The 16,419-nt window shown below is 70.0% G+C and carries 10 protein-coding genes; 8 read left to right on the forward strand and 2 right to left on the reverse strand.

Features of this window, described 5'->3' with window-relative positions; genetic code table 11:
* Positions 1-89: 89 nt before the first annotated feature.
* Positions 90-1,049 (reverse strand): FG-GAP repeat domain-containing protein, encoded by a 960-nt coding sequence (locus tag ACZ56L_RS01105; protein WP_468683330.1) that lies wholly within the window; start codon positions 1,047-1,049, stop codon positions 90-92.
* A gap of 243 nt (positions 1,050-1,292) precedes the next feature.
* Between ACZ56L_RS01105 and ACZ56L_RS01110 the strand changes: the two genes are divergently transcribed.
* Positions 1,293-3,080 carry an ABC transporter ATP-binding protein gene (locus ACZ56L_RS01110; RefSeq protein ID WP_471060190.1) on the forward strand — a complete coding sequence of 596 codons (1,788 nt, stop codon included), beginning with the start codon at positions 1,293-1,295 and terminating at the stop codon, positions 3,078-3,080.
* A complete protein-coding gene (locus tag ACZ56L_RS01115) occupies positions 3,077-4,945 on the forward strand; it encodes an ABC transporter ATP-binding protein (protein ID WP_468683325.1) in 1,869 nt (622 codons plus the stop codon). Before ACZ56L_RS01110 ends, ACZ56L_RS01115 begins: the two co-directional genes overlap by 4 nt.
* A 74-nt stretch (positions 4,946-5,019) precedes the next feature.
* Here the strand turns inward: ACZ56L_RS01115 and ACZ56L_RS01120 are convergent, their stop codons facing one another.
* Positions 5,020-8,880: a GH92 family glycosyl hydrolase gene (locus tag ACZ56L_RS01120; protein WP_471060196.1), complete on the reverse strand. Its 3,861-nt coding sequence runs from the start codon at positions 8,878-8,880 to the stop codon at positions 5,020-5,022.
* 429 nt (positions 8,881-9,309) lie between these two features.
* Between ACZ56L_RS01120 and ngcE the strand changes: the two genes are divergently transcribed.
* The 6 genes from ngcE (at position 9,310) to ACZ56L_RS01150 (ending at position 16,176) form a co-directional block, all read left to right on the forward strand.
* The gene (gene ngcE / locus ACZ56L_RS01125; RefSeq protein WP_471060199.1) at positions 9,310-10,746 is read left to right on the forward strand and encodes an N-acetylglucosamine/diacetylchitobiose ABC transporter substrate-binding protein; all 1,437 of its coding nucleotides are present in this window, start codon (positions 9,310-9,312) and stop codon (positions 10,744-10,746) included.
* 140 nt (positions 10,747-10,886) lie between these two features.
* A complete protein-coding gene (locus ACZ56L_RS01130; RefSeq protein WP_345219026.1) occupies positions 10,887-11,807 on the forward strand; it encodes a carbohydrate ABC transporter permease in 921 nt (306 codons plus the stop codon).
* 19 nt (positions 11,808-11,826) lie between these two features.
* Entirely contained in the window at positions 11,827-12,717 is an 891-nt protein-coding gene (locus ACZ56L_RS01135; protein WP_468683318.1) for a carbohydrate ABC transporter permease, read from the forward strand.
* A gap of 292 nt (positions 12,718-13,009) precedes the next feature.
* Positions 13,010-14,290 (forward strand): extracellular solute-binding protein, encoded by a 1,281-nt coding sequence (locus ACZ56L_RS01140; protein ID WP_345217626.1) that lies wholly within the window; start codon positions 13,010-13,012, stop codon positions 14,288-14,290.
* A gap of 60 nt (positions 14,291-14,350) precedes the next feature.
* Positions 14,351-15,298 (forward strand): carbohydrate ABC transporter permease, encoded by a 948-nt coding sequence (locus tag ACZ56L_RS01145; RefSeq protein ID WP_345217629.1) that lies wholly within the window; start codon positions 14,351-14,353, stop codon positions 15,296-15,298.
* On the forward strand, positions 15,298-16,176 hold the full coding sequence (locus ACZ56L_RS01150; RefSeq protein WP_345217631.1) for a carbohydrate ABC transporter permease: 879 nt from the start codon (positions 15,298-15,300) through the stop codon (positions 16,174-16,176). The genes ACZ56L_RS01145 and ACZ56L_RS01150 overlap by 1 nt, the downstream gene beginning before the upstream one ends.
* Positions 16,177-16,419 lie beyond the last annotated feature (243 nt).

A 16,419-nucleotide genomic window follows, 5' to 3' on the forward strand; every position in this document is an offset into this window, starting at 1 on the left:
GCCGATGTGATGCGAGAGGGCCGCACCCCGGCAGGGGTGCGGCCCTCTCGGCCGGGCGAGACGCGTCAGGCGGACGCGTCAGGCGCCGGTCAGAACATCAGGCGGTACGCGTTCCAGCCGCTGGTGCCGATCTGGACGCGCGCCGCGAACGGGGAAAGGGGGTTGCCGGTGCCCGAGTAGCGCCACAGCGAGCCGTCGGTGCCCCGGGCGATCAGGTCCGAGAGGCCGTCGCCGTCCAGGTCGCCCGCGCCCACGAGGGCGTTGAACATGTTCCAGCCGCCGCCGATCCTGACGCGGGAGGCGAACGGGTCGTTGCGGTCGCCGTTGCCCTCGTACAGCCAGAGGGTGCCGGAGCCGTCGCGGGCGACGATGTCGGCCCTGCCGTCACCGCTGACGTCGCCGAGACCGGCGATCTGGGTGTACTGGCCCCAGCCGCCGCCGATCTTCGTCTTGGCGGTGAGCCTGCCGTCGCCGTAGCCCAGGTAGAGCCACAGGGTGCCGTCGCCGTCGCGGGCGATCAGGTCGGCGCCCGCGGCGCCGGCCAGGTCACCGGGGGAGAGGACCTGGTTGTAGACGCCCCAGCCGCCGCCGAGCTCGGTTGTGCCCGCGTCGCCCGAGAAGCTCAGCTGACCGGCGTAGTCCCAGGTCCAGATGCCGGCGGAGTAGCCGCCGGGCTCGTCGCTGTTGTGGGACTGGGCGGCGAACTTGAAGCTGTAGCCGGGGGTCACGTATTCGCGGGCGCCGTAGCCGCCGGTGCCGTTCGGGCCGTAGATGTAGGCGTCGTCGCCCGTCGTGATACCGAACAGCGCGTGCTGGGGCTGCGCGACGGCCGCGGCGCGCAGAGTTCCCTTCGGCGCGGCCTGCCGCGGGGCCTGCTGGGGCGCGGCGGCGGCCGCGGCCTTCTCCGCAGGAGAGGGCTTCGGCGCCGGCGCCGCCTGGGCCGAGCCGACCGTCGTGCCCACGAGGGCTGCGGTTATCGCGGCGACGGCGACGCGGGAGAGGAAACGCCCGCGCGAGCGGGTGGTGGACTTGGCCACGTAGAACTCCATGGTCAGGGGAGTGGCCGGGCGAATCCCTGGGGGAGCCACGGCTTGATCGTTCTTGATCCACGGTATCTTCACACGCCAACTACATTCCGACCAACGGGATTTGACGCCGGGTCGGCTTATGTCCTCATGTGGTCCTTATGTGCTTCGATGTTCGGTCGGCCGCCGCACTGGCACGGCATAAAATTTCTTAGGCTAGCCTTACCTGGGCTTTTCACGTCCTGGGCTTTTCGAGTAAGGCGGCACATGCGGAGGAACACAGTGGGGGCGGCCGTCCTCGCCGGGCGGACGGCCCTCTCCGGACGGGACGTGCTGCGGCGCTCCCTCGCCGGACAGCGGCGCGAGCTGGCCATCGGCAGTGTGCTGGGCGCCTCGCACCAGGCCGCCGAGGCGCTCGTGCCCGTCGTCATCGGCCTCGTCGTCGACCGTGCCGTCGGGCGGAGCGACGGCGGCCTGCTGCTGTGGTGGCTGGCCGCGCTCGCCGTGCTGTACGTCGTGCTGTCCTACAGTTTCCGCTTCGGCGCCCGAGCCTGGGAGCGCGCCGCCGAGAAGGCCGCGCACACGCTGCGTGTCCAGCTCGTCTCCCGGGTCCTGGACCCGCGCGGCGGCGCCGACGAGGGACGGTTGCCGGGCGCCCTGACCAGCATCGCCACCGAGGACGCCCGACGGGTCGGACTGGTCTCCATGGCGTCGATCGTCGGCGTCGCGAACTTCACCGCCGTCCTCGTCAGCGCCGTCGTGCTCATCCGGATCTCGCTCCCGCTCGGGCTCGTCGTGCTGCTCGGCACCCCGCTGCTGCTGTGGCTCGGCAACCTCCTCGGCAAGCCGCTGGAGCGGCGCAGCCACGGCGAGCAGGAGAGCGCAGCGGACGCCTCGGGCACCGCCGCCGACCTGGTCGCGGGACTGCGTGTCCTCAAGGGCATCGGCGCGGAGTCCGCCGCGCTCGCCCGCTACCGGGCCACCAGCCGTGACGCGCTCACCGCGACGCTGCGGGCGGCGCGGGCGCAGGCCTGGCAGGGCGCGGTCATCCTCGTGCTCACCGGCGTCTTCATCGCGCTGGTCGCGTACGTCGGCGGGCGGCTCGCCGCGAGCGGCGACATCAGCATCGGCGAACTGGTCTCGGCGGTCGGCCTGGCGCTGTTCCTGCTCGGCCCGCTCTCGGGCATGTCCTGGATCGCCTCGAAGTTCGCCCAGGGACGGGCCTCGGCCGCCCGCATCGCGGAGGTGCTGGGGGCGGAGCCCGTGGTGGGCGACTCCGGTTCCGGCACGGCCGGGGCGGCGGGCTCTGCCGCGGACTCGTCCCGTACGGGAACGCCCGGCGTGCCGGACCCCGCCGCCCCCGCCGGACGCATCCGGCTGGAGCAGGTCAGTCTCGGGAGCCTCGACGGGGTCGACCTCGACGCCCGGCCCGGCGAGCTGCTCGGGGTCGTCGCGCCCGACCCCGCCGACGCCACGGCCCTGCTGAGCTGCCTCGGGCGGCGCGGCGATCCCGAGAGCGGGGCCGTCGTACTGGACGGGGTCGCGTTCACCGAGCTGGAACCGGCCCGGATACGTACCGCCGTGCTCGTCGCCGACCACGACGCCGACCTCTTCGAAGGCACCCTCGCCGAGAACATCGCCGCCGCCGCACCCGCGGGCCGCGACCTCGGCCCGGCTCTCGCCGCCTCCGGCGCCGACGAGGTCGCCCGGACCCTCCCGCAGGGCGCCGAGACCCCCGTCACCGAACGCGGCCGGTCCCTCTCCGGCGGCCAGCGCCAGCGCGTCGCCCTGGCCCGGGCGCTCGCCGCCGACCCCTCCGTGCTCGTCCTGCACGACCCCACCACCGCCGTCGACGCCGTCACCGAGGCCAGGATCGCCGCCGGGGTGCGGGAGGTCCGGCGCGGCCGTACGACCGTGGTCGTCGCCACCAGCCCGGCCCTGCTCGCCGTCACCGACCGGGTCCTCTTCCTCGAAGGCGGACGCGTGACGGACACCGCGGCACACGCCGAACTCCTCGACCGGTACGACTCCTACCGCACGGCGGTGCTCTCATGACCAGCCCCGAGACCGGTCCCGCCAAGGACACCGGGCTGCTGCCCGTCGCCACGCCCGCCCGCACCAGGGCCGCCGTGCGCGAGCTCGCCCGCCCCTACCGCCTCCTCGCCGTGGGCGGCTTCGGGACGCTCGTCGTCGCCACCGCCGTCGGGCTGTTCACGCAGCCGCTGCTCGGGCGGATCGTCGACCTCGCCGCCGACCGCGAGGCCGAGGCGGTCACCGGTGTTGTCCTGCTGCTCGTGGTGGTCGCCGTCGTGCAGGGCGTGCTCACCGGGGTCGGCGTCGCGCGCATCGCGAAGCTCGGCGAGACCGTTCTCGCCCGGCTGCGGGAACGATTCGTCGAGCGGGTGCTCGGGCTGCCGCTGGAACGCGTCGAGCGGGCCGGGTCCGGCGACCTCACCGTCCGCGTGACCGGTGACGTCTCGCTGGTCGCGGAGGCCGTGCGGTCCGCGCTGCCCGAGCTGGCGCGCTCCGTCGTCGCCATCGTGCTCACCCTCGGCGCGATGGCCGTCCTCGACTGGCGGTTCCTGGTCGCGGCTCTGCTCGCCGTGCCCGTCCAGGCGTACACCGCGCGCTGGTACCTGCGCCGGGCCGTCCCCCTGTACGCCGAGCAGCGCGTCGTCACCGGCAGGCTCCAGCAGCAACTGCTCGCCACCATCGGCGGGGCCGTCACCGTGCGCACCCTGCGGCTGGAGCGGGCGCACACCGAGCGGGTCACCACCCGCTCCCGGGCGGCCGTCGGCATCACCATGCGCGGCGTGAAGCTGGTGCTCAGCTTCTACTGCCGCCTGCACGTGGGGGAGTTCATCGGCCTGGCCGGCGTGCTCGGCGTCGGGTACTGGCTGGTCCGCGACGGCTCCGCCTCGCTCGGCACCGCGACCGCCGCCGCCCTGTACTTCCACAGCCTCTTCGGCCCGATCAACGCGGCCCTGGTCCTCCTCGACGACGCCCAGAAGGCCACCGCGGGCCTCTCCCGCCTGGTCGGCGTCGCCGACCTCCCGCCGCCCGAGGAGCCCGGACGCCCGGCCACCGCGCGGGACGCGTCCGTCACCGTCGCCGGTCTGGCCCACTCGTACGACGACGGCCACCCCGTCCTGCACGGCATCGACCTGACCCTGGCCCCCGGTGAGAAGGTCGCCCTGGTGGGGGCGAGCGGCGCGGGCAAGACGACCCTCGCCAAGCTGATCGCGGGCATCCACCGGCCCAGCGCCGGAACGGTCCGCCTCGGCGGGGCCGACCTCACCGAACTCGGCCCGGCCGCCGTGCGCGGGGCGATCGCCCTGGTCACCCAGGAGACCCACGTCTTCTCCGGCCCCCTGGCCGAGGACCTGCGCCTGGCCCGCCCCGGCGCGAGCGACGCCGAACTGCGCGCGGCCCTCGCCCGCGTCGACGCCCTGAGCTGGGCCGAATCCCTGCCCGACGGGCTCGCCACGGTCGTCGGTGACGGCGGCCACCGGCTCACCAGCGCCCAGACCCAGTCCCTGGCCCTGGCCCGCCTGGTGCTCGCCGACCCGCCGGTCGCGATCCTCGACGAGGCCACGGCGGAGGCGGGCAGCACGGGCGCGCGGGCCCTGGAGAAGGCGGCCGCGGCCGCGGTCGAGGGCCGCACGGCCCTGATCGTGGCGCACCGGCTCACCCAGGCGGCCACCGCCGACCGGGTGGTCGTCCTGGACGCGGGCCGCGTCGTCGAGACCGGCACGCACGACGCACTCCGTGCGGCGGGCGGCCGCTACGCCGCGCTGTGGGAGGCCTGGACGGGCACCCGGGAGGCCGCGCACCGGACCCCCGCGCCCGCGCCGTCCCAGCACCCGGCCGCACGACCGACGAGCAGGACGCCGGCCGCCCCGGCCGGGCCGCAGACGTGACGACGGCCGCCGGAAACCGGCGGCCGTCACACGAACGAACACACGTCAGGCGTCCCCGGGGCGAGGACCCCGACTCAGGACAGCAGCTCCAGCTCCGCCAGCACCGCCGGACCACCGCCGGCCGGCACCAGCCGGTGGTGCGCGTACGTTCCCGGCCGGGCCACCGTGAAGACCCGTGTCTGGCGGTCCCAGGCGAACGACTCGCCGGAACGCCGGTCCAGGGCCGTCCACGTGCTGCCGTCCTTCGAGCCCTCCAGGACCCACCCGCTCGGCGCCTTCGTACGGTCCGACGAGGTCAGGGTGTACTGGAGCGCCCGGGTCGGCGCGGCCACCGGCAGGCTCGTGGCGGACGTCAACGGACCCTCCGTGAGGGAGGAGTCGTCGAAGAGCGGGCCCGGACCGGCCAGGGCGTCCGTGTGCGGGGCCGGGACCTTGTCGTCCCGGGTGATGGAGACCGGGGCCGCGCCCCGGCCCGAGCCCCAGGCGGACGGGCGGTCGCCCATCGCGAAGTCCAGGGTGCCGCCCCGGGCGAGGAGGTCGTGGGGGAGCGCGGTGGAGTTCCAGGCGCGCCCGTTGACCTTCAGCCCTTGGACGTAGACGTTCTTCGCGCTGTTCTCCGGGGCGCGGACGGTCAGCGTGCGCCCGTTCTCCAGGCGCACGGTCGCCCGGGTGAAGAGCGGGGAGCCGACCGCGTACTCGCCGCTGCCCATGACCAGCGGATAGAAGCCGAGCGCGGAGAAGAGGTACCAGGCGGACTGCTCGCCGTTGTCCTCGTCGCCGTGGTAGCCCTGGCCGATCTCGCTGCCGGTGTAGAGCCGGGAGAGCACCTCGCGCACCTTGGCCTGCGTCTTCCAGGGCTGCGCGGCCGCGTTGTACATGTACGTCGCGTGGTGGGCGACCTGGTTGGAGTGCCCGTACATGCCCATCCGCACGTCACGCGCCTCCGTCATCTCGTGGATGACGCTGCCGTACGAGCCCGCGAACTCCGGCGACGCGGTCTCCGGGGTGGAGAAGTACGCGTCGAGCTTCTTGCCGAGCCCGCCGCGCCCGCCGTAGAGGTTGGCCAGGCCCCGGCTGTCCTGCGGGGCGGTGAAGGCGTACCCCCAGCCGTTGGTCTCGGTGTAGTCGTACCCCCAGACGCGCGGGTCGTAGGAGGCGGAGGGCACGCGCCAGGCCCCCGCGAGGTCGCGGCCCTGGAAGAACCCGGCCCGGGTGTCGAAGAGCTTGACGTAGTTCCGCGCCCGGTTGAGGAAGTACGCGGACTCGTCCCGGTAGCGGGCCTTCCCCGTCTTCTCGTACAGCGCCTCGCCCATCTTCGCGAGGCCGTAGTCGTTGAGGTAGCCCTCCAGCGACCAGGACAGGCCCTCGTGGGTCCTGGTCGAGGCGTAGCCCAGGAAGGGTGAGGTGTCCATGCCCTTGCGGCCGACGCCGGAGAAGGGCGGCAGGACGGTGGCGTTCTTCAGGGCCGCCTCGTACGCGGCGGTGGCGTCGAAGTCGACGCCCTTGACGTAGGCGTCGGCGAACGCGACGTCCGACGAGGTGCCGGTCATCAGGTCCGCGTAACCGGGCGAGGACCAGCGGGAGATCCAGCCGCCGTCCTTGTACTGCTGCACGAATCCGTCGACCAGGCGGCCCGCGGTCCTCGGCGTGAGGAAGGAGTACGCGGGCCAGGTCGTGCGGTAGGTGTCCCAGAAGCCGTTGTTGACGAAGACCTCGCCGTCGACGATCTTCGCGCCCGTGCGGGTGGGCGTGTCGGGGCCGGTCTGCGGGGAGAAGGGGCTCGCGTACCGGGTCCTCCCGTTCACCTTCTCGTGGCCGGAGTTGGGGTAGAGGTAGAGCCGGTACAGGCTGGAGTACAGGGTGGTGAGCTGGTCGTGGCTCGCGCCCTCGACCTCGACGCGGCCCAGGATCCGGTCCCAGGCGTCCTGCGCGCGCTCCCGGACCCGCTCGAAGCGGGAGCCCGCCGGGATCTCGTCGGCCAGGTTCGCCTTCGCCTGGTCGACGCCGATCAGGGAGGTGGCGAGGCGGAGGGTGACCTGCTTGTCCTGGCCCGGCCGGAAGCGCAGATAGCCCGTCACGTCCGCGCCTCCGCCGCCGCTCAGCTTGCCGCTCGCGGTCACGGGAGCGTCGAAGACGCCGTACACGAAGAGCCGGGTGGCCCCCGTCGACAGGCCGCTCTTCACGTCCGAGAAGCCCGTGAAGGAACGGGTCGCCGGATCGAGGGTGAGGCCGCCGTCATTGGAGACGTTGTCGAAGATGACGCTCGCGTCGTCGCCGGGGAAGGTGAAGCGCATCATGGCCGCGTGGTCGGTCGGGGTCATCTCGGTGCGCAGACCGTTCTCGAACCGCACGCCGTAGTAGTGCGGCTTCGCCGTCTCGTTCTCGTGGCGGAAGGGCAGCGCGCGGGCGGTACGGGTGGCGTCCGGGGTGCCGGACACCGCCGAGGGCATGAGCTGGAAGGTCTGCCGGTCGCCCATCCAGGGGCTCGGCTCGTGACTGGCGCTGAAGGCCTGGAGGGTGGGGAGGTTGTCGGCGTTGTTGCCGCGCGCGTAGTCGTACAGCCAGCTCGTGGAGCCCGCGTTGGTGACCGGCGTCCAGAAGTTGAAGCCGTGCGGGACGGCGGTCGCCGGGATGTTGTTGCCGCGCGAGTAGGAGCCGCTGGAGTGGGTGCCGCGGGTGGTGAGGGCGTAGTCGGAGAGCCGGTCGAGCCGCTTCTCGGGGGCTCTCGCGGCTATCCGCACGTCGTCGATCCAGCCGCGGAACTCCGCCGGGCCCTTCGGGTTGTCGTACGCCACCAGGATCCGGTCGACCGTCTTGCCTGCCGCGACCGTGCCGATCCGCGCCGCCTTGTGGTTCCACTGGTTGGCGTACAGCGTCTTGGACGCGCCCTGGCCCCGCGGTGAGAGCACCGCGCCGTGCTGGTCGAGGGCGCGCAGGTCGCTCAGGTACGTGCCGTCGGTGAAGGCGAGGTCGACCGCCACGTTCGTCGCCGGGTAGCCGAGGTCCGCGCCCTTGTCGCCCGAGGGGAGCTGGGGGAAGACGCGGTAGGACAGCTCGGTGTCCCGGCCGACCCGGGTGTTCACGTCGAAGACCTTGTTGTACGAGTACGCCCGGCCGGCCGGCTTGTGCGTGCCCGCGTAGCGCAGCGCCCGCCTGCCGGTGAAGCCCGCGCCCGACTTGGCGGTGGGGGAGCCGGACGGCCCCCGGTCCACCTGGCTGCGCATGTCCTCGGGGGTGGGCGTCGAGGTGTCGCCGTTCGAGAACTGGACGTCCGCGAGCTGAAGGAGCGGTGCGCCGCCGTTCGCGGTGATGTTCAGCCGGTAGTGCCGGAACGCGGTGTCGTTCGCGATGCCGTACGTCTTCGTCTGGAAGCGGGAGGTGAAGGTCTCGCTCTTGCGCGTGTCCAGGGTGGTCCAGGACCTGCCGTCGGCGGAGCCCTCCAGGGTCCAGTCCTTCGGGTCGCGCTCGGCGGCGTCGTTGGCCGAGGTCAGGGCGTACGTCACGACCTTGACCGGTTCCTCCAGGTCGAACTCCACCCAGCCGACCGGCACGAAGGCCAGCCACTTGCTGCCGGGGGTGATGTCGATCAGGTTCTCCTTGACCTCGCCGCCCGCCGCGTTCTCGGCGCTCGCCCGCAGAGCGGTCACCCGGTCGGTGACGTTGCCGGGGATGCCGGGGGACTCGCCGCCGTCGACGCCCGAGGCCTTCTTGCGGCCCCCGGCGTCGGTCTCGACGGTGTCCCGCCAGGCCGGTGCGGGCTCGCCCGGCTCGAAGGAGGAGCTGAACGTGCCGCCCGCGGGGGCGGGCGGGCCCGGCCGGGCGGTGGCGGCCGGGGCGAGCAGGGGCACCGCCAGGGCGGTCGTGGCGAGGCAGGCGAGCACCGCCGAGGTGCCTCTGCGACGTCTGGTTCGGGTGTGTCCGGGTCTGGGCTGCATCCTGCGGCATCCTTCACTGAGACAACGTTGTCAGGTGTTCAGGCGCTCTCCGTGGTGAAGCAAGTATCCAGTGGTGTCAAGGATGTTGGGGAGGCGTCAGTTGGACAAATGTGCGCGCGGATATCCAAGAGGTCTCAACTCGGGAAAGAAGCCCGGTCAACCTTGCTTGCGATCTTGCCCAGTTGGCGGGAACTGGACTATACCTATCGGCGTCCGCACGACCCGGAAGGCCGTACGGCCGGGAAACCGGACGCGGAGCCGTGAGCCGGGCGCGCAGTCGTCCAAGAGTTGCGTCCAACATTTGCGTCCAAGAGTCGATCAAGTCATCTGACCGCGGTGGCGGGGCCCTTCGCCGTAGGCGAATTCCTTACGGGGGACGGGGGCGTACCGGTACACCGCCTGAGTCCTGGAGAAGGCGAGGACTTGAGCATGGGACCCACCAACGTCAATCGTCGTGACGTGCTGAAGCGGACCGCGGCCGCGAGCCTGCTCGCGCTGCCCGGAGCCGGCGCATTGAGTTCCTGTGCCGCCGGCGGTGGAGGCGACACGAAGGACCAGCCCGCGAAGGGCGAGAAGTCCAAGAAGAACCCGCTCGGCGTGAAGGAGGACGCCGCGCTCGCGGTGTACATCTTCAACGGCGGCTACAAGGACAAGTACGCCCGGTTCGTGTCCGACATGTACGCCAAGAACTATCCCAGGGCGAAGGTCGACCAGAAGGCCACGGAGAAGATCGCCACCCAGCTCCAGCCGAAGATCGTTCGGGGCAACCCGGCGGCGGACGTCATCAACAACTCCGGCGCCGACCAGATGAACATCGGCAAGCTGGTGACCAACCAGCAGGTCGCCGACTTCACCGAGATGCTGGACGCGCCCTCCTGGGACAACCCGTCGGTCACCGTCCGCGACAGCCTCTACCCGGCGATGCAGTCCATGGGCGCCTTCGGCACCAAGGGCTGCTACCAGCTCAACATCGCCATGACGGTCTACGGCAACTGGTACTCCCGGCGGATGCTGGAGGAGACCCTGGAGTCGCAGTACCCCAAGACCTGGGACGAGATGCTGGCCGTCTGCAAGAAGGCCAAGGACAAGGGCATCCACGGCTGGAGCTACCCCGGCGGCCACCCGCGCTACATGCTCTTCTCGATGTACGCGATGTTCGCCCAGGCCGGCGGCCGTGCGGCGGTCGAGGCGATGGACTACCTGGAGCCGAACTGCTGGAAGAGCGACGCCGTGAAGTCGGTCTTCGAGGCGTTCGAGGAGCTCGTCGCCAAGAAGTACGTCCTCACCGGTTTCGACGGTCCGCAGGGCCACACCGAGATGCAGACCGCCTGGACCAAGGGCAAGTGCGTCTTCGTGCCCAACGGCTCCTGGGTGGAGAACGAGGCCAAGGACACCACCCCGGCGGGCTTCGGCATGACCGTCGGCGCCACCCCCGCGCTGTCCTCCGGCGACAAGATGCCCTTCGGCACGCTGTACTCGCCGCCCGGCGAGCCCTTCATCGTCCCGGCCAAGGCCGCGAACGTACAGGGCGGTCTGGAGTGGATGCGGATGATGTACAGCAAGGAGGCGTCCGTCAACCTCTTCAAGGAGACGGGCGGCATTCCCGCGCTCAAGGGCGCCATCGACGGCATGAAGCTGCCGCCGGGGACCGACAGCTCCCAGAAGGCCATCACCGCGGCCGGCGACAACATCGTCATCCCGTTCTGGAAGGAGTGGTACGGCGAGCTGTTCACCGCCGACTACGACAAGGTGATGGGCGACTTCATGATGGGCCGCATCGGCACCAAGGAGGCCCTGGACATCATGCAGAAGGCCTCCGACCGGGTCGCCAAGGACCCCGACATCACGAAGATCAAGAAGGTCTGAACCACCGTCGGCTGAGCCACGGCCAGTTGAGCGCAACGGGTGAAAATCGGAGCGGCATGAGTATCGAGAAGCGGGCGGCCAAGCCTCCCAACCGGCTGTTGTTCTTCGCGGCGATACTCCTGCCGCCCCGATTCACACCGATGAGTGTCCGGTACGACCGGAGGTACCGGACACTCGACAAATACCGATTCGTCGCGGGATTCCTGGCGGTTCCGCTGGCCTTCTACGCGATATTCGTCATCTCGCCGTTCCTCCAGGCGATTTACTACTCGCTCACGGACTGGTCGGGCGGGCCGATAGCCAACTTCATCGGCTTCGACAACTTCGTCAAAATGTGGAACGACGAACGGTTCTGGGACTCCACGACCACCAGCCTGACCCTGCTGGTGATCGCCCCGGTCGTCACGCTCGTCCTGGGCGTCTTCTTCGCGTACATGATCACGGCGGGCGGCAGGCACCGCAAGGGCCAGGCCATCTCCGGCGTCGCGGGCTCCTCGCTCTACAAGGTCGTGTACTTCTTCCCGCAGGTGCTCTCCGTGGCGATCATCGCGGTGGTCTGGGGCCGGGTCTTCAACACCAACGCCGGACTGGTCAACGGCGGCCTGGACCTGGTGGGCGTCAAGGGCCCCGCCTGGCTGGGCGGCGAGTACGGCCTCGCGCTGATCGCCGTGCTCACCGTGATCTGCTGGAGCTTCGTCGGCTTCTACGTCGTGCTCTTCTCGGCGGCCATGGGCGGCATCCCCAAGGACATCTACGAGGCGGCCCTGCTGGACGGGGCGGGCCGGGGCACCACCTTCTTCAAGGTGACGCTCCCGCTGATCTGGGACACCGTGCGCACCGGCTGGGTCTACATGGGCATCCAGGCCCTGGACTCCTTCGCGATCGTGCTGGTGATGATGCCCTCGCACGCCATGAAGGTGACCCCGGTCTTCCTCTACGAACGCTTCCGCGAGGGACAGTTCGGCTACGCGACCGCCATCGGCGTCGTACTGCTCCTGCTGAGCGTGGTGTTCTCCCTGATCGTCATGCGGCTCGGCAACCGCGACCGGATCGAATACTGAGAGCGGGGGAGACCACGTCATGAGCACGAGCACACTCACCGAGTCCCGTCGGGGCACGGCCGATCAGATCAAGGCCAAGGAGGGCGGCGGCACCCTCAACGTCTTCTCGCACGCCTTCCTGGTCCTGTGGACCCTGATGGCGGCGGGCCCGCTGGTCTGGGTCGCGATCACGGCCTTCCGCACCTCGTCCGACATCCTCAACGACCCGATGGGGCTGCCCTCGTCCTTCCACTGGGCGAACTTCGCGAACGCGTGGACGCAGGCGCACATCGGGCAGTACGCCCTCAACTCGCTGATCATCCTCGCCGGATCGCTGACCGGCACCATGCTGCTGGGCTCGATGGCCGCCTACGTCATCGCCCGGTTCACCTTCCCCGGCAACAAGTTCGTCTTCCTGCTGTTCGCGGGCGGCATGATGTTCCCGGTGATCCTGGCGCTGGTGCCGCTCTTCGCGGTCATGGAGAACTTCCAGCTCCTGGACACGCGCGCCGGTCTGATCATCGCGTACATCGCCTACTCGCTGCCCTTCACCACCTTCTTTCTGACCTCCTTCTTCCGCACGCTGCCCACCGGCGTGCAGGAGGCGGCCATGGTGGACGGCGCGTCCCACACCCGGACCTTCTTCCAGATCATGCTGCCGATGGCCAAGCCGGGCCTGGTCAGCATCGGCATCTTCAACTTCCTCGGCCAGTGGAACCAGTACCTGCTGCCGCTGCTCCTCAACAACGAGAACGAGTCCAGCTACGTCCTTCCGCAGGGACTCGCCTCGCTGGCGATCGCGCAGGGCTACCGCGGCGACTGGGGAGCGCTCTTCGCGGGCCTGACCATCGCCATGGTGCCGGTGCTCGTCGTGTACGCGGTCTTCCAGCGGCAGGTGCAGGCGGGCCTCACCGCGGGCGCCCTCAAGTAGCCGACCCGATTAGGCCGTTCGGCCCCGGTCCGTAGCCCTGTTCGGCCGTACCTCAAGTAACCCGGGGCGCACCTCGGGTGACGCCGGAAGTACCCCAAGTGACTTTCGAAGGAACCCTGTTGAACCAGGTTTCGACTTGAACACGAAAGTGGTCTAAACCTATTGCGCCTTCGCGGGGCGTGAGTAGTGTCCGTGCCACGGCGCTGCGGGGGATCTTCGCCCGGCCGGTGGTCCGGGGGCCGACCTCCGGTGAATGCAGCAAGTCGACGCTGAGGTCGAAGGGTTGAAAAGCATGAGGAATCGGGTTATCGCCACCGGTGCGGCAACGCTCGTGATGGCACTGGGGCTGACCGCCTGCGGTGGCGACGGCGACGGCGGCGGGGACGGCGCCGAGGGCGGCAAGACCATCAAGGTGGTCGCCGCCGACTACGGCACCAGCGCGGCGGACGCCTCCAAGCCGTTCTGGGACAAGGTCGCCAAGGACTTCGAGGCCGCCAACGCGGGCTACAAGGTCGAGGTCCAGGTCATCAACTGGAACGACATCGACAAGACCGTCAAGACGATGATCGCGTCGGGCAACGTGCCCGACGTCCTCCAGACCGGCGGCTACGCCGACAAGGTCGCCGACGACCTGCTCTACAAGGTCGACGACGTCATGTCGCCCAAGACCCGGGCCAACCTCTCGAAGGGCTTCGCCGAAGCGGGCAAGGTCAAGGGCGCCGCCTACGGCATCCCGTGGGTCGCCTCCACCCGTACGTTCTTCTACAACAAGAAGGCGTTCGCGGCCGCCGGCATCACCAAGACCCCGGCCACCTGGGCCGACGTCGCCGACGCGGCGAAGAAGCTCAAGGAGAAGAAGGCCGCGGAGATCCCCTACGGCCTCCCGCTCGGCCCCGAGGAGGCCCAGGGCGAGACCCTGATGTGGGAGATGGGCAACGGCGGCGGCTACAAGGACGAGGCCGGCAAGTACACGATCAACAGCGCCCAGAACGTCGAGACGTTCAAGTGGCTCCAGGAGAACCTGGTCAAGCCCGGCCTGACCTACCCCAACCCCGCCTCCACCGACCGCAAGACGGCCTTCGCCGACTTCGCGGCGGGCAAGGTCGGCATGATGAACGGCCACCCGAGCGTCATCAAGATGGCCGAGGAGGCCAAGGTCGAGTACGGGATGGCGAAGATCCCCGGCAAGAACGGCCCGCTGGACTCCACCCTCGGCGTCGGCGACTGGACCATGGCCTTCCAGGACGGCAAGGCCGGCAAGGACGCGGTGAAGAAGTTCCTCGACTTCACCTACACCAAGGACAACCTGGTGAAGTTCGCGTCGATGTACAACTTCATCCCCGTCACCACGGACGCCGCCGAGGCCATGCAGGCGGACCCGAAGAACGCCAAGCTGAAGGACTTCTTCGCGGCCCTGCCGACGGCCACGTTCTACCCGGTCAACGACACCTCCTGGGACCTGGTCTCCGCCGAGATCAAGAAGACCGGCGGCAAGGCCGCCGGCGACGACCCGAAGGCGGTCCTGGACGACCTCCAGAAGAAGGCCGAGGACGCGGCGAAGGACGTCAAGTGACGCGCTGATCCGGCCCGCTCGCCCCGTCGATCGCCCCCTCTCCCTCTCCCAGGAGAAACCGTGTCACTCAAGGCCCCTCCGTCCCCCGCCGAGACCGGCGGGGGACGGGGCGGGCGCGCCCCCAGGCCGGTGAGCCGCCGCAGCGGACTGGCCAGGCTCGGCCCGCTGCCCTGGATTGCGCCCGTCATCCTGCTGATCCTCTTCGTGGTCGTCTGGCCCGTCGTCGAGCTGATCCGCACCTCGTTCCTCAACATCTCCATCTCCGGCAAGGTGCGCGGCAGCGCGGGGACGGACAAGTACAAGAAGCTCTTCGAGGAGACCGACCTCGGCGCCGTCCTGCTCTGGACGGTGATCTGGACGGTCGTCGTCGTGGCCTGCACGATGCTGATCTCGCTGGCCCTCGCCCAGCTCTTCAACCAGAAGTTCCCCGGCCGCACGATCACCCGCTGGGCGCTCATCGCCCCCTGGGCCGCGTCCGTGCTGATGACGGCCATCGGCTTCAAGTGGATGCTCAACCAGACCGCCGGCGTGCTCAACACCCTGATGATGGACCTCGGCCTCATCGACGGGCCGAAGGACTGGCTGGGGGAGTCCTCCACCGCCTGGCCGTGGATGATGGCGGTCGCGATCTTCGTGTCGCTGCCCTTCACGACGTACACCCTGCTGGCGGGCCTCCAGACCATCCCGGGCGAGGTCTACGAGGCCTCGCGCATCGACGGCGCGGGGACCTGGCAGACGTACCGGCACATCACGCTGCCGATGCTGCGTCCGGCGTTCCTGATCGGCGTCGTCATCAACCTGATCAACGTCTTCAACTCCTTCCCGATCATCTGGGCCATGACCCAGGGCGGACCGGGCTACGACACGTCCACCTCGATGGTGTTCATGTACAAGCTGAAGGAGACCGACATCGGCGAGTCGGCGGCCATGTCGGTGGTCAACTTCGCCCTGGTCGTGGTGCTCGTCCTGATCTTCCTGAAGGTCAGCCGCTGGAACGAGGAGGACTGATGGCCACCGCTACGGCCGCCCGGCCGAAGACGCAGAGCCCGTCGGTCACGCCCCCCAAGCGCCCCTTCCGGCCGCGCACGCTGGTCATCGCCGTGGTGGCCTGGGGCCTGGCCGCGCTCTTCCTCGCTCCGTACCTCGAAATGATCATCACGGCGCTGCGGCCGAAGGCGGAGCTGCGCGACCGCACCTACCTGCCCAGCGACTTCGAGTGGTCCAACTTCATCGAGGTCTGGAAGCAGTCCGAGCTGGGGCAGAACCTCCAGGTCACCCTGCTGGTCGCGGGCGGGGCCACGGTGCTGGTGCTGCTGGTGGCGCTGCCGGCCGCGTACTACACGGCACGGATGAAGTTCCGCGGACGCAAGGTCTTCCTGCTGCTCGTGCTGGTCACCCAGATGTTCCAGCCGACCGCGCTGCTCATCGGCCTCTACCGCGAGTTCTACCAGTTGGGCATGCTCAACTCGGTCTGGACGCTGATCATCACCAACGCGGCCTTCAACCTGGCCTTCGCGGTGTGGATCCTGACCGCCTACATCGGCTCCATCCCGGCGGAGCTGGAGGAGGCGGCGATGGTGGACGGCACCAGCCGCTTCGGCGCGATGATCAGGGTCACGCTGCCGCTGGCGCTGCCCGGGGTGGTGACCGCGCTCATCTTCACGTTCATCACGACGTGGAACGAGTTCGCGATGGGCCTGACCCTGACCACCGATCCGGCCAGCCAGCCGCTGACGGTCGGCATCAACAACTTCATCGGCGCCTACACCGTGCAGTGGAACTACCTCTTCGCGGCCTCCGTCGTCGCGATCGTCCCGGTGATCATCCTGTTCGCGTTCATCGAGCGGCACGTGGTGTCCGGACTGACCGCGGGGTCGGTGAAGTAGGACAGCACGCGAGGGAGGACCCCTTCGCACGGCCTTTCTCCCGGTCCCGTACGGAACGAAGCGCCCACCGGCCCCCGCCGGCGGGCGCTTCGGCGTGATCCGGCCCCTCTTCGGTCCAGGCCTTGACGGGAGCGGGCGGGAAAGTCTCTGCTTAGGGTTCACATGTTGGAAGAACGGCGGGGCCCCGCAGTCGTGGCCCCGGAGCGGGCGGCCGTCGTGCCGGCCGTCAGGATCGGGAGTGGA

This window comes from Streptomyces sp. NPDC039736, assembly GCF_055596485.1.